This is a genomic window from Fimbriimonadaceae bacterium (assembly GCA_019638775.1).
Lineage (GTDB): Bacteria > Armatimonadota > Fimbriimonadia > Fimbriimonadales > Fimbriimonadaceae > JAHBTD01.
Genome location: JAHBTD010000001.1, coordinates 350372 through 363902 on the forward strand (window position 1 = coordinate 350372; position 13531 = coordinate 363902).

The following is a 13531-nucleotide window of genomic DNA, read 5'->3' on the forward strand; positions in this document are numbered from 1 at the left end:
TCTCAGCTCATATTATCGAATGGGCTTGCCCAAGGGGTAGAGATTCCGCGATCTTGCTTGACATAGTTTGGAATCCGCTGAACGAACCCTTCAACGTCGCTAACAATCCGATAGATATCCATCGGTTCGTAGTAACTCCTCTGATGGAGAATAATAAATGGGCCTGCGATTTGCCAATCGCGAGCAGGAACTGTCAGCAGGTACTCCATCATGCGCGGATGGATCAGATCGTATGCAGCGCGTCTGTCGTTACATTGGACGAAGTATCTCTTGTTGAACTCGGCCGACTCAAACTCAATTTCATGCCTGCCGAGCTTCTCCATCACTCGATCTGCGAAAGTTTCCGGGCTCATCCGCAAGCCGGGAAGCATCATAGGAATCCTGACGGCTGCAACGCCGAATCGATAGGTGGTTGTCTCGACTTTGTCGTCGCGCCGGGTGTCCTCTTTATACTCATAGTCGAAAATGAACCAATCAACACCTTCACGCCTTCCGATCAACAAGCTGGATACGTCGCGTCCATAGCCCTTTCCAAATGGCTCAAAGCCGTCTAACCCATCAAGAAATCGATCTGCGCTCGACACGCCAAAGCCAAGCATCTGCTCAAAAAATCCGCTTCCGCTCTCTTCTCTGCTCAGGCCGTAGGGCATGAACTGGAGCCCAAGTCTTCCGGCGAGTTCGAACATCGCGACTCGTCGTTCCTCCGCCTTCTTCTTGGCGTACATCATCGACAGGATCAGGATTAACCCAAATATGATCGCCCCGACGATGAAAACTGCCTGTTCCATAGATTGAATTCCGCCATCTTAACGACGTGCACGTTCGCTTCGTTGCAAACGATTTTGCTCAAAAGAGAAGTAATCTTTGTTTATGCCCGAGATACGATTCGACCGCTACTACAATCACGCCGAGATCGGCGAACTCTTGAAGGCTTATGAGAGCGAGTATCCCAACCTCGTAACCGTTACGAAGATCGGAAGCTCTTACGAAGGACGCGACATTTGGCTTGTTTCCGTGACGGCAAAGGACAAGGGCGATCACGCGGACAAACCAGCATTCTGGTGCGATGCGAATATCCATGCCTCCGAGCTCAGCGCTTCGACGGCTGTGCTGCATATGCTCAACAAGCTCTGCACACAGTACGGCAAAGACAAGCAGATCACTCTTGCGGTCGATACACGGACGTTTTATCTCGTTCCTCGACTGTGTCCGGACGGTGCAGAATGGGCTTTGGAAACTCCTCCTCGAATCGTACGCTCATCGATTCGGCCCTACCCGTTTGATGAAGAGGACCCATACGGCCTGGAGCGGCAAGACATGGACGGCGACGGTCGAATCCTAAATATGCGCATTGAGGATCCCAACGGCGCATGGAAAGTCTGCGATCAGGATGAACGATTGCTTGTTCGTCGCGAGCCGGGCGATTATGAGGGCAAGTTTTATCGGGTGCTCCCAGAAGGGACTTTCCACAACTTTGACGGTTTGACGATGCGCGCACGCAAAACGAAAGAGGGCCTGGACATGAACAGGCACTTCCCTTCTTCTTGGAGGCCGGAGCATGAGCAGCACGGCGCGGGGGACTACCCGGCCCGAGAGCCGGAGATTAGGGCGGCTGTTCAGGCCATCGTCGACCGCCCGAACATCTGCGGAGCCATATGCTTCCACACCTTCAGCGGAGTCCATCTTCGCCCGCCGAGCCGTTACGCAGACGACGAACTGCCCGCCGAAGACCTTTGGACGTACCAGGCCCTCGGCGACAAGGGCAAAGAGATGACGGGCTACCCCGCCATCAGCAACTTCCACGAATTCAAGTACCACCCCAAGGAGGTCATCACCGGCGTCTTCGACGATTGGATGTATGAGCATCTGGGCGTTTATGCTTGGACGACCGAAATCTGGTCTCCCCAGCGACAAGCTGGGATTACCGATTACAAATACATCGATTGGTTTAGGGAGCACCCTGTGGAGCACGACCTAATGCTTTTGAAATGGTCGGATGAGAAGTTGGACGGGAAGGGTCACATCGATTGGTATGAGTTCGATCATCCACAGTTGGGCAAAGTGGAGCTTGGGGGCTGGGATGCTTTGTATGCTTTTCGAAATCCCCCACTCAACTTTTTGGAAAATGAGGTGGCCCCGCTTGGTGATTGGGCGATATGGCAAGCTCTTTGTTCACCCAAGCTCGAGCTTCACAGCACACACGTCGAGGCCGCGGGGGCAGGCGCTTGGCGAATCCGGGTCGCCGTGCAGAACACGGGCTGGCTTCCGACTTGTGTGAGCAAGCGCGCTGAGGAGAAGAAAATCGTCCGGGGCGTGGTGGGCGAGATTACTCTTGCCGGGGAATCACGCGATCCGAAAGGTGCATCCTCACCAGATTGGCTTGTCAGCGGGGAGTTGAGGCAGGACAAAGGCCAGCTTGTGGGACGAAATCACGTCACAGCAGGCGGGTTTGGATGGCAAGTGAATGGCACCGACGATATGGCAGTCTTCGAGTGGGTCGTCGCGAGTGCAGGAACCTATGACGTAGAGCTCAAGCACCAACGCGCTGGGACGGTCCGTGTGTCTGTTCAGGCTTCGTAAAAACCTGATCGTCTGGAACTGGCACATCTTCCAGGTCCCACAGGGTGTGGGACCTGGAACCGAATCGACGCGCTGAGTTGTTGACTTTGATACAACCAAGTTCCGTAAATGCCAGCCCATGACCCCGTGTCGTGGGCTTCTTGTTTTGCGGCGCTGAGTTTGGGGGATCTGCAAAAAAATGGACCGTCCTTTGACGGTCCAAATGAATCCAAGTAGCCATTCACATGGCTTCTGGTTGTTTTTGCCTTTCTATACCTTCGGAAGAAAACGTTGTTCGTACAAAGTGTGAGCCGGGCCGTCTTTGGTTTCAGCCCGGCTCAATGTTGCGCTTTGGTCTCCTACTCGGTGACCGACATGCTCGACGCTCCTCCGGCGGAGTCCACGGGGCGTTGACCATCAGGATTCTCCTTTCGGATCTCCTTGTTGTCAGGCATCGTGCCTCCTGAGGCTGAGTCTGAGCAGCCAATCAGCGCGAACGGCACGATTGCCAGCGCCAGAGCTAGGATGAGTCTTTTTTGCAACATTATTTTTGTCCCTTAGATGCCCATCGGGTTCAGCAGTCTGGAGACATAAATGCCTGCGGTCTTGCTGGGTGACGGGTTGTAGATTTGGCCTCGGAAGTCAACCGATCGAGCGGAGCTGTCCGTCATGGTCGCTGTGGAGCGGCCCTGCGGGAGCAGACACTGCGTCGGGTTTGTGTGGAGACCGTTCAGGCCATTGAGCGGGCGTGTCGTCGTCGTGATGACGTAGCTGAAGTTGCCACCGTTTGCGTTTGCCGCAGCCGGATTCCAGCGCCAGCATGTGCTGAGCGGATTGCCACCCGAAGCGAATGGGAACCAGTTGTCCCAGTTGGAACCTTCAACGAAGAGGATCGTGTTAGACACGTCGTCAACCTGAGTGTTGCTGTAGGACGTGGCGATCTTTCGGCCAAGCCAGTCTGCGAGGGTCGGATCAAGATTCACGAGACCACCAACGCCTTCGTAGCGAACGAGCTGACCGGCGTGCGTACCTTGATAGTAGTTGTTTGTGTTTGCTGTCAACGAGACCGATACAGCAGCGCGAGCTGGCATGCCCATGTGCTGCAGACGCGTCCAGTACAGGTTCGCATCATTGGCGGGTCGGTTTCGCTTGGGGTTGAGGATCAGCTCGTAGTTCTTCATGTACGGCTGAGTCAGGTCCTGCCAACCGAGGTCGATGGGGAGAGTCGGGTGACTTGCCATCGTCGGCGAGAAGATGTCGTCGTAGTCGGCAGCGTAGATCATCTGCGACGTACCGGCTTGCTTGATGTTGCTCAGAAGAGCGGTGTTCTTTGCCGAATCCTTAGCTTGGGCAAAGACGGGGAACAAGATAGCGGCGAGAATCGCTATGATCGCGATAACCACCAAGAGTTCAATTAATGTGAATGCTTTTTTGCAAAACATGATTTCACTTCCTAATAATTACTTGTCTGAATGTCCGAAGACAGGGTGATTGTAATATCACTAACGCGAAACTTACAAAATTTATAGGCCAAAGCACTATTGTTATGCTGATATTTGATCAAATGATGCAGTGCGTTTCTAAACACTTGTTATCAGTTATATTCTTTTAAGTACTTTCATTGAATATAGATAGCTTACAAGTATTCAAATGTACAAAACAGCTTCGTTTTTGCACAATTTACCCCTTGATTCAGTCTTGTTCCAATTATTGTTTTGAATGGAACTATCGCAGTGATGTCAACGTATTGATCTTGGCTGTTTGAATAATCGTGGATTTTTGAATAGGCAAACGCTTGGCAGTATTCGAAGCCTGTAAATAATGCCGGGGCAATTGCTTTGAGAAGTGTGGTTAGTTCGCTATGCGCGATTACCCCTGGTCAAAGTTAGTTAAACGATGTACCTTTCGACGTTAAGTCTTATGACCTAAGCGTTGACTTTTTGACCACGATTGAATCGTAGGCTTCATCGATGATTTCCAGGGCAAGTTCCAGCATCTCTTCGCTGTCGACAAGAATCGACACCCAGCCAAATCGGCCCACGTGACTGGCAACCACGATGTTTGGATGAAGGATGAGCTGAGACTGACGATCGGGTGTGCTCTTGACGGTAAAACGAGCCTCGTTCTCTGATCCAATCGCAAAGATTTTCTTTTTGACCTTCCAGACCACGTGACCCCAGGGGTACTCCTCCACAGCATTGGGCTTTGCCAGGCAGTGCGCTCGGACGGATTGATAGACCGCTTGTGGATTCATTACGGAAGTTTACATCTCGCGCCGGAACTCAAGGGCGCTGAGAAGGGTAGCCGAATCGGCGTAGTCAAGTTCGCCGCCTATGGGCATTCCATGAGCGATTCGCGTGACCTTGATACCTGCGGGTTTGATGAGCTTGGCGAGGTAGAGGGCAGTGGAGTCGCCTTCGACTGTTGGGTTCGTGGCGAGGATGACTTCAAACACGCCTTCGCTTAGGCGTGCCAACAACTCACGCACACGCAATTGCTCAGGGCCGATGCCATCCATGGGGTTGAGGACCCCGTGAAGCACATGATAGCGCCCCTTGAATTCGTTGACACGTTCAATCGCGCTGATGTCCTTAGGTTCGGCGACGACGCAAATCGTCTCGTCGCTGCGACGGGGATCGAGGCAAATCTCGCAGGTTTCCGACTCGCTAAAGTTTTGGCAGACGACGCAGAATCGGAGTGATTTCTTGGCAATGGCGATGGCCTGGGTAAGACGCACAACGTCTTCGTCGGGCAGTCGGAGCAGGTGAAAAGCAAGGCGTTGAGCCGATTTTGGCCCCACGCCAGGGAGCTTTTCAAGCTCGGCAATGAGTTCAGCGAGAGGTCTCGCGTAAAGCATTCTAGAATTTCATACCCGGAATTTCCGGCATACCCTTCATGATCTCTTGAGTTTTCGCAGCTCGGAGTTCGACAGCCTTTGTGAAGCCATCGCGCACAGCGGAAACGATCAGGTCCTCAAGCGCTTCGATATCGCTCGGGTCAACGACCGAAGCGTCGATCTTGAGTTCGGCGATCTCGCCAATTCCGTTGAAAACAGCCTTGACCGGGCCCTTGTCGACGTTGATGCGCTCAGCAGCGAGTTCGGTTTCGAGTGTTTGTGCGCGGGCCATTGCAGCTTGGGCCTGCTGCAACATTCCCGACATTCCTTGACCGCCAAATCCTTTGGGCAATTTCATGCGTGTTTCCTTTGGTCGCGGCGTTGCTGAAAGCTGAAACCGCCGCTTTAAAAATCTTTGAAGGTCTCCCGCGCAAGTTCCGCGAGTTCTGTTCCTTCGGCAGCCAATTCTACCGCAGCCGTCTGCATGCTGACTGCGGGTCCCTTCTTCGCGACCTCGTATTGAACGCGCCAGTTCTCTCCTGCAGCATCGCGTACCATCTTCTCGAAGGAAGCAGCTTTCTTCTCTGGGTTTTTGGCGAAGATGCGGTCGTGGTCGATCTGCCGTTCAAATGCGACGAACATTGTATTGTCCGCAAACTTGGACACGTGTGTTGACAGCAGGGCGGTAGCAACGGAGCCACCGTGGGACTTCGCGTCGTTGAGCACTGCGGTCCAAACCTTTCGGGCGTGATCAAGCGCAGGGTCGCCGGTGGGTTCTGGCTCAGCGATCGGCTCTGGTGCAGCCTTTGCGGGGGCTTCGGGAGCTGGCTTAGGTGAGCCATTGGTCGGCGCGGCGGCTTGGCTTGATGGGGCAGCAACTGCCCGCTGAGGCGGCTCAGCGCGGGTCGCAGGCTTCTCCTTAGGCAGCGCGGGAGCCTGCGATGCTTGAGCTGTCTGAGTGCGGGCGGGATTGCGCAGTTCGAGGGAAATCCTAATTAGCTCCGACTCCAGCCATAAGCGGGGGATGGATACATCGCGAATGACGCGGTGGGCTTCGGCAAGCGCTCCTCGAATCTTTAAGATTGCATCCGGGCCCAGTCGGGCGGCGGTTTCGTGCAAAGCGGCAGAAACGGTTGCCTCCTGCTCCTTCCCCGCGCCATAGGCGGAGCGGGTGAGGTCAGCAAGACGATGAATCATGGATTCGACGACCATTCTTGGGTCGCGACCCAGTCGATTTGTCTGTTCGAGCAGTTCGACGATCTTGGCGATACTGCCCTCCTTTAGACCGACGAGGAGTTCGTCCACCACCTCTTCGACGACGAGACCAAGTTGGTCGTAAACATGCGCGACCGTGATACCCTCATCGGTTGTGAGTACGGCCTGCTCTAAGAGAGTGAGGGCATCTCGAAATCCACCATCGGCCATGCGGGCAATCGCGGCAAGTGCGGCGGGCTCAAACTTCATGCCTTCAGCGTTGGCGACATGCTCAAGCCGTCCGATCAGGTCAGGCACGCTCCCTCGATGGAACTCATACTTCTGGCATCGCGAGCGGATAGTCGGGGGGACTTTGATGTACTCGGTCGTTGCAAGAATGAAAATCAGATGGGCCGGTGGTTCCTCGATGGTCTTAAGCAGGGCATCGAATGCCTTGGACGACAGATCGTGAACTTCGTCAACGATGAAGACTTTGTAGCGGCAGGTCGAAGGTTGGTATTGGGATGCCTGAACAATCGTCTCTCTGACGTCCTCGACGCCCGATTCGCTTGCTGCGTCTATCTCGACGATGTCCATGCAGCTGCCATCGGTGATGGAGGTGCAGATGCTGCATTCGTTGCAAGGTTCGGCAGTCGGGCCTTTTTCGCAGCACAGGGCTTTGGCGAGCAGCCTTGCAGCAGAGGTTTTGCCCGTTCCACGCGGTCCGGTAAAGAGGTAAGAGTGGGCGATCCTGCCCGTTTCGAGGGCGTTTTGCAGAGTGCGTACGACGTGTTCTTGACCAACAAGGTCAGAGAAGGTTTGGCTTCGATATTTGCGATAGAGGGATAGATAAGCCAAAGCGAGAGGACTCCGAATGCCGGGAATAATGCATCGCGCACCAAGCCGATTTACCGTTGCTCCCTTCCGGGCCTGGCGGGGTTCACCGTCTGCATGCCGCGCAGTTCCCGGCGAACTGCTTCATTGTAGCACTCCGCCGGGTGGCATCGGAGTCCGTTTCTATGTATGTTACGGCTTTCGTATCGGCCGTAAAGTGTTGTCTGCGGGCTTAGGAGCCTCAGGGGTTTTGGCATCGGAGCGTAGTCCTGGAACGAGAATGAGGTCTTCATTCTGTCGGTCTGCACTCGTCTGTTCGATATAGTTCGCTGTCTTGAGGATCGGGGTTTCCATTCCAGGTCGGAAGTTCCCTTCGCGCTTGATTTGGTCCCGGGTGATCTCCAACCGAGTGAACATGACGCGCTCTCCGGGGCGAACCTCGGTGTTTAGGAAGTTCTTGTCTGTGAACCCTTCGCCCGTATATCCGAACTTATCCTGCATATGAGCGGGGGCGCTACGCGGGTTGTAGTAGAACTCGATGTAATACTTTTCGGCAGCGAACGGATACATGGTGTAGTCGCGAGACATGTCGATTCTTTTCTTGAATCTTCGGCTGCGAACGTAAAGCTGGTCTTGCATGAAAGTCAGCTTTGTCGGCACGGCAAGATCGACTCCCTTGACGTAATCCCAAATCATGGCGGCGGGCTTCGTCTTGCGTTCGGGGTCGTTTTCGTCTTCGGCATCGCGAAGAATAACACGGACGCGAGTTCCAACCGGAAGGACGTTCCACGTCCCTTCGATCAGCATGACTGCAGAGGATTCGACGGTCACCTTCGCGCTAAAGCCAACATCGAATGGGGGCTTCACGTCATAGGGCAGCCTTTCAAAACTGCCATCCTTCCGCTCTTTCGCAAAATAGCCACGGCTTGCAAGGCGCACAAGGTCTGTGTCGAGATTGTTCTCTCGGGTGTCGCGCAATGTGTTATCGGAGAAGGCGGAGCTTGCGTCCTTGCCCTCCATAATCTTGTTGGCTTCATCCACCAGATCAAACTCGAGCTTAAGAGCGTCTTCGATTCTTCCCGCTCGATAGTAGGCCATACGCAACAGATTGCGGCGAGCCCGAAGGATGTCTTTTTTGTCGTGGGCCTTCACGAACCAGTCGACGGCCTTTTCGTAGTCGTCGTCGATTTTGTGATACCAAATCCAGCCTGTCTCGAAGAAAAGCTCGTAGGTGTCTGGGTTATTGACCGTTCCTTCTTCGCCAAGCGCGAGCGCTTGGGGCACATAACGCCTGTCCGATCGCGACTCTTCGTCGGTGAAGTTGTAGGCGATGTGCCACATTCCAGTGGAGTAGACGTCGATCTGGTGAGGGTCTAGCCACGTCACCAATCGTATCATCGGCAAGACAGCGTCGTAGTTGCCGGTGTCGAAGAAAGAGTCGGCGCGCACCCACAGAATTCCAGCGATCATCTCTCGGAATCCAGCCACCGCGAGCATCAACTGCGTCGGGTCAAGCCCGGGCGCGATGCCTTGAGCGCTGTTCTTCGTGCTGTAATTCTTCGTCCATTTATCGTAGATGACACCCTGCTGCAAGCCAGCTTGACCAATAAAGCAGACTGCGAGGATCGCCAGAAATGTGGATTTGCCTTTCACGGTTAAACCTCTCTTCGATCAAAGATCAGAATCGCCCCGACCAGCAAAATTCCGATATAGAGGAGACCGTATCCGGTCACCGCGATGAAGTAGTGCTGTTCGTTTTGAATGACTTGGCCTGGGTTGATGATCGGGTTTTGAACGTTGTAATTCGCAAAGTTTGGAATTGCGACGTTCAACGTTTTAAACAACATCAGCAGAACCGGGGGCAGTTCCTTGTTCTCGGTCATCGTCTGCATGAACGGGTTGAAGACCGATCCAACCAAGAACAAGCCGCCAGTAAGGAAGAAGTTCACAATCGGCGATACGAAAGTCGAGAAGAAGACGCCCACTGCGGCCAAGAGGCACATCTGGACATAGAACATCATGATGCCCTTGACCAATGCCAGCGACTCGGAAGTGATTCCACTCTGACGATAGATGAACAGGATAACAACGACCACTGCCATCAGGGCCATCATCAGGCCAAGCGCGAGAATTGCGCCCATGAACTTCCCAACGAGGAATTGCCAGCGTTGGACGGGCTTAGACAGAATCGTATAGATCGTTCGGCGTTCCACCTCGTTCGGGATCATGTAAACCGTAAGCACAATCGCGATGACGGCGCCGGTGATCTGTACCATACCGAGCATGAACGACTTGAGAACGGTCATCTCTTGCCGCGCCGAGAGGACGGTCAACGCAGGAGCGATCATGGTGAGGAACACACCGATAAACAGAATAATAAGCAGCACTCGACGTCGGATCGCTTCACCGATCGTCGTTGCGGCTAAAGACCAGATAACTCTCACTTCTTCCCTCCAGGGCCAGGGGCTGCGCTGCTTACCGTTTCTACGAAGAGGTCTTCGAGGTATTTGCGGCGTCGGACTACCTGCACGATTTTGCCCTTCTGGGTTCTTATGCTGTCGATGACGGCGTTGTGATCGTGAGTGTCGTTCAATTCGATGAGGACCCCGTCCGATTCAAACGGAAGAACTTTTGCTCCGTTTAATCCGAGGCCACCAACCCAATCGACGCTTACGCCTTCGGCGGTGATCTCAACGAGTTCGCCTCGAAGAAGGTCTGAGAGTTTGCCTTGGCGCTCAATGCGTCCGTGGTTAATGATGGCAACACGGTCGCAGATGCGCTCAACTTCGCTCATTTCGTGTGACGAGACAAAGACAGTGCGGCCCTCTCCCTTGAATTGGAGAATGAGGTCACGAATCTCTTTGTGCGCGATAGGGTCGAGACCACCGGTGGGCTCATCCAAGAAGAGGAGCTTGGGGTCGTTGAGCAGGCTTTGCGCCAAACCGACGCGTTGCTGCATACCCTTCGAGTACTGCGAGATGGTTTTGGTCATATCCTTATGCAGGTTGACCTTTTCTAAGAGACGCTTACAAAGATCGATATCATGGATTCCGAACAGTGAGGCATAGAATCTCAGCAGCTCAAGGCCCGTCATATATTCGTAATAATACGGGCGCTCGGGCAGGTAGCTGATCAGTTTGTGGACATCTATGTCTCCGATCTCTTTTCCAAGAACGAAGGCCTCTCCTGTCGTGGGATAAATGATGCCGAGCAGCATCTTGATCGTAGTCGTTTTACCCGCACCGTTCGGGCCAAGGAATCCAAAGATTTCTCCTTCCTCGACCTCCAAGTTGAGATTGTCGACGACGTTGATCTTTCCGGCTCGGGTTCGATAAGATTTTGTAAGGTTGATCGTTTCGATGGCAGCGGCCAAAAGTAAATGACCTCCTATGAGTCAATGACGGCAGATTATACCAAGGCAAGCTTTGGGCCAAAGCCCGTGCCAGCTCTTGAAAGCCAAACGCGATTGCTCCTTTTTTGGTTCCCAGCGCGAACTTTGTGCAAAACATCGCCCTAAAACTCAGCAAACAACTTGTGACATTCGCTTCAATCGTGTATATAATCATTCAAGCGCCAAGAGACCCAAACTTCCGGTTTGGACTCGAAAGGGTCCTCGCGAGAGAGGTTAGGCCTTGGAGGAAAGCTTGCGAGAAGGTTCTTTGCTCTCCTTTCAGCCTTCTCGCATTTTTTTATTTGTCCTGAGCATTTCTGCGATTAGGCCCCTTTTGCGGCTTTTATAAACGCACGCAACTTTTCTCGATCTTTTATGCCGGGCGAAGATTCCACCCCTGAGCTCACATCGACAAAGTGAGGACGGACGGCGTTGATAGCCTCCGCTACGTTTTCGGGGGAAAGTCCACCCGCCAGCCCAACTGGGATGCTGCTCTGGGTCACTATCCTCGCGGCTAGATCCCAATCCGCTCGGTGGCCCGTTCCTCCAAAAGCCCCTTGATGGTAAGCATCAATGAGGAGTTTCTGGGCGCCGGAGGCGCTTTCAAGAACTTCTTGAACTGTATTTTGAGGCTTGAGGCGTACGGCTTGCCAGCGAGATTGCGGGCTTGATAGCCACTCCACCGATTGCACGATGTCGAAGCCTTTTGGCAGATGGGCGAGATTGCAGACCCCGAACACAGCAACCTTTTTGGCAGCAAGCTCACTTATCCAATCTGGGATTTGTGAGGGGTCACCAAAGCACCTCGGCGAGGATGGCTCGAACACAAAGCCCAGGTAATCGGCTCCGCAGTCACGGGCAAATTCAGCATCTTCTCGTGTACGAAGCCCGCATATTTTGACCTCTACCAGCGCATCACCTCTTTCACTTTCGCTCCAATATCTTCAGCTGCGCAGAAGGTTGTTCCAATAAGGACAGAACGCGCACCAGCAGAGCTCACGAGCTGGACATCATCGCTCGTTGCCAGCGAACTCTCGCTGACCGTGTGGGCAAAGGCCTTGATTTGGGGGAGCAACCGAATGGAGGTTTCAATGTCGGTTTGGAAGCTCGAAAGGTCGCGGTTGTTTATGCCGATCAAATTTGCCTTTGCCTCAAGAGCCCTTTCTGCCTCCTGTTCATCATGAATTTCGACAAGGACATCCATGCCGAGCTGCCACGCAAGGGCTTGCAAGTCACGGAGGCGAGACTGTTCGAGAGCAGCGACGATAAGAAGTATTGCGTCGGCCCCCCATGAGCGGGCTTCGTACACTTGATAGGGATCTTCGATGAAATCTTTGCGAAGAACTGGGATCGACGTGGATTCTCTCGATTTGATAAGGTTTTGAGGCGATCCTTTAAAATATTCGACATCTGTGAGGACACTAAGGCAGTGTGCGCCTGCTGATTCGTAGGTTCGTGCCACTTCAACCGGGTCAAGATTTGGACGGATAGAACCCATTGATGGGCTTGCCGCCTTTACTTCTGCAATGAGAGTTACCGGCTGCTCAGCTTCTGCCAGTGCCTTACGAAACCCGCGCACAGGATCGGCATCTCGGGCCTTTGCACGCACCTCATCCAAAGAAAGTTCGGCTTTGGCGTCGGCGATCTCTCGCCGTTTAGTTTCGAAGATGCGGTCAAGGTAGCTCATGCGTTACTGCTCACCTCAATAAGCTCCTCAAGCTTGGCGATGGCTTTGCCACTCTCCAACGCATCCCTTGCTTCAGACGCGCTGTCGATAAGCGCTCCTCCACGAACGAGCCAGAGCGCGGCAGCGGCGCTCGGGATAAGGGCTTGGCTCCTTGGATGAGCTCCGGTGAGCGCTTCTCGGAGAATGGATGAATTTTCTTCGACAGTGCTGCCGGGCAGAATCTGGCTTGGGCTGAGGCCATCGATACTGAAGTCTTTCGGATCGTATTTTCCTTCTGTGAGTTCTCGACCATTTACAAACATGTATTCAGTGGATGCGCAAGGGCTGATCTCATCAAGCCCGTCGGTTCCACGAACGACGAGCCCGCGCTTGATGCCAAGCATTGCCATTGCTTCGGCTGTGGGACGAATGAGCGTACGGTCGTAGACGCCTATGACTTGTGAGGAGGCGCCAGCAGGGTTCGCGAGTGGGCCGAGTTGGTTGAAGACCGTTCGCACCTGAAGCTCCTTCCTTACTTTCCCAATCGCTTTGAGGGCTGGGTGATAACTGGGAGCGAAAAGGAACGCGATACCGACCGTATTGAGCAGATGGAGGGCGCTTACGGAGTCGTTGGTGATACGGACTCCGAGCGCTTCGAGCACGTCCGCGCTTCCGCAAGAGCTTGTGACAGCACGATTTCCGTGCTTTGCGACCTTCACACCACAAGCGGCAAGGACAATTGCCGCACCGGTGGAGATATTGAACGACGCAGAGCCACCACCTGTCCCGCAGGTATCGACGACATCATAGGGGGCTTGAAAGCCGACAGAATGCTCACGCATCGCAGTGGCAAACCCGGCAAGCTCCTCACCGCTCGCGCCCTTGCCGGCGACTGCGATAAGCAAACCGGCAATCTGTGCTTCGGTTAGCTTTTCGGAAAGGGCCATTGACATGACATGATGTGCCTCGTCGGCGGACAGGCTTTTTTGTGCGATAAGATTGGCAAGCGCTTCCCGAAATTCCATCCGGTTCATTTTAGCTTCAAGCCGAA

Annotated in this window: 14 protein-coding genes and 1 other RNA gene; 1 reads left to right on the plus strand and 14 read right to left on the minus strand. The window is 53.8% G+C overall.

All coding sequences use genetic code 11. The annotated features are described in order from the left end of the window. Window positions 1-2 precede the first annotated feature (2 nt). Complete coding sequence (locus KF784_01655) at window positions 3-788, minus strand: hypothetical protein (GenBank protein MBX3117742.1); 786 nt, start codon at window positions 786-788, stop codon at window positions 3-5. Window positions 789-870: 82 nt separating this feature from the next. On the opposite strand from KF784_01655, the gene KF784_01660 reads away from it, so the two are divergent. Next, window positions 871-2580, plus strand: a complete 1710-nt coding sequence (locus KF784_01660; GenBank protein ID MBX3117743.1) for a hypothetical protein — start codon at window positions 871-873, stop codon at window positions 2578-2580. Between the two features lie 338 nt (window positions 2581-2918). On the opposite strand, the gene KF784_01665 is transcribed toward KF784_01660, so the two are convergent. The 13 genes from KF784_01665 to trpD form a co-directional block, all read right to left on the minus strand. Further along, entirely contained in the window at window positions 2919-3104 is a 186-nt protein-coding gene (locus KF784_01665; protein ID MBX3117744.1) for a hypothetical protein, read from the minus strand. A 12-nt stretch (window positions 3105-3116) separates the two neighbouring features. Then, window positions 3117-4001, minus strand: coding sequence for a prepilin-type N-terminal cleavage/methylation domain-containing protein (locus tag KF784_01670; protein ID MBX3117745.1), 885 nt, complete (start codon window positions 3999-4001; stop codon window positions 3117-3119). A 476-nt stretch (window positions 4002-4477) separates the two neighbouring features. After that, window positions 4478-4813 (minus strand): MmcQ/YjbR family DNA-binding protein, encoded by a 336-nt coding sequence (locus KF784_01675; GenBank protein MBX3117746.1) that lies wholly within the window; start codon window positions 4811-4813, stop codon window positions 4478-4480. A 9-nt stretch (window positions 4814-4822) separates the two neighbouring features. Further along, window positions 4823-5416: a recombination mediator RecR gene (recR, locus tag KF784_01680; protein ID MBX3117747.1), complete on the minus strand. Its 594-nt coding sequence runs from the start codon at window positions 5414-5416 to the stop codon at window positions 4823-4825. A 1-nt stretch (window position 5417) separates the two neighbouring features. Further along, a complete protein-coding gene (locus KF784_01685) occupies window positions 5418-5753 on the minus strand; it encodes a YbaB/EbfC family nucleoid-associated protein (GenBank protein ID MBX3117748.1) in 336 nt (111 codons plus the stop codon). Window positions 5754-5800: 47 nt separating this feature from the next. After that, window positions 5801-7447, minus strand: coding sequence for a DNA polymerase III subunit gamma/tau (gene dnaX, locus KF784_01690; GenBank protein ID MBX3117749.1), 1647 nt, complete (start codon window positions 7445-7447; stop codon window positions 5801-5803). A 14-nt stretch (window positions 7448-7461) separates the two neighbouring features. Continuing rightward, an RNA gene (ffs, locus tag KF784_01695) (signal recognition particle sRNA small type) lies at window positions 7462-7560 on the minus strand. 55 nt (window positions 7561-7615) lie between these two features. Then, window positions 7616-9076, minus strand: coding sequence for a hypothetical protein (locus KF784_01700; protein MBX3117750.1), 1461 nt, complete (start codon window positions 9074-9076; stop codon window positions 7616-7618). A gap of 2 nt (window positions 9077-9078) precedes the next feature. Continuing rightward, complete coding sequence (locus KF784_01705) at window positions 9079-9867, minus strand: ABC transporter permease subunit (protein MBX3117751.1); 789 nt, start codon at window positions 9865-9867, stop codon at window positions 9079-9081. After that, entirely contained in the window at window positions 9864-10796 is a 933-nt protein-coding gene (locus KF784_01710) for an ABC transporter ATP-binding protein (GenBank protein ID MBX3117752.1), read from the minus strand. The genes KF784_01705 and KF784_01710 overlap by 4 nt, the downstream gene beginning before the upstream one ends. A 341-nt stretch (window positions 10797-11137) precedes the next feature. Next, window positions 11138-11725 (minus strand): phosphoribosylanthranilate isomerase, encoded by a 588-nt coding sequence (locus tag KF784_01715; GenBank protein MBX3117753.1) that lies wholly within the window; start codon window positions 11723-11725, stop codon window positions 11138-11140. Further along, window positions 11719-12501, minus strand: a complete 783-nt coding sequence (gene trpC, locus KF784_01720) for an indole-3-glycerol phosphate synthase TrpC (protein MBX3117754.1) — start codon at window positions 12499-12501, stop codon at window positions 11719-11721. The genes KF784_01715 and trpC overlap by 7 nt, the downstream gene beginning before the upstream one ends. Next, window positions 12498-13505, minus strand: a complete 1008-nt coding sequence (trpD, locus tag KF784_01725; GenBank protein MBX3117755.1) for an anthranilate phosphoribosyltransferase — start codon at window positions 13503-13505, stop codon at window positions 12498-12500. Before trpD ends, trpC begins: the two co-directional genes overlap by 4 nt. Window positions 13506-13531 lie beyond the last annotated feature (26 nt).

Excerpts from the sequence above, each read along its gene's own strand:
- KF784_01670 (MBX3117745.1), bottom strand. The coding sequence starts at position 4,001 with ATGTTTTGCAAAAAAGCATTCACATTAATTGAACTCTTGGTGGTTATC.
- trpC (MBX3117754.1), bottom strand. The coding sequence starts at position 12,501 with ATGAGCTACCTTGACCGCATCTTCGAAACTAAACGGCGAGAGATCGCC.
- KF784_01685 (MBX3117748.1), bottom strand. The coding sequence starts at position 5,753 with ATGAAATTGCCCAAAGGATTTGGCGGTCAAGGAATGTCGGGAATGTTG.
- trpD (MBX3117755.1), bottom strand. The coding sequence starts at position 13,505 with ATGGAATTTCGGGAAGCGCTTGCCAATCTTATCGCACAAAAAAGCCTG.
- recR (MBX3117747.1), bottom strand. The coding sequence starts at position 5,416 with ATGCTTTACGCGAGACCTCTCGCTGAACTCATTGCCGAGCTTGAAAAG.
- KF784_01675 (MBX3117746.1), bottom strand. The coding sequence starts at position 4,813 with ATGAATCCACAAGCGGTCTATCAATCCGTCCGAGCGCACTGCCTGGCA.
- KF784_01665 (MBX3117744.1), bottom strand. The coding sequence starts at position 3,104 with ATGTTGCAAAAAAGACTCATCCTAGCTCTGGCGCTGGCAATCGTGCCG.
- KF784_01660 (MBX3117743.1), top strand. The coding sequence starts at position 871 with ATGCCCGAGATACGATTCGACCGCTACTACAATCACGCCGAGATCGGC.
- KF784_01655 (MBX3117742.1), bottom strand. The coding sequence starts at position 788 with ATGGAACAGGCAGTTTTCATCGTCGGGGCGATCATATTTGGGTTAATC.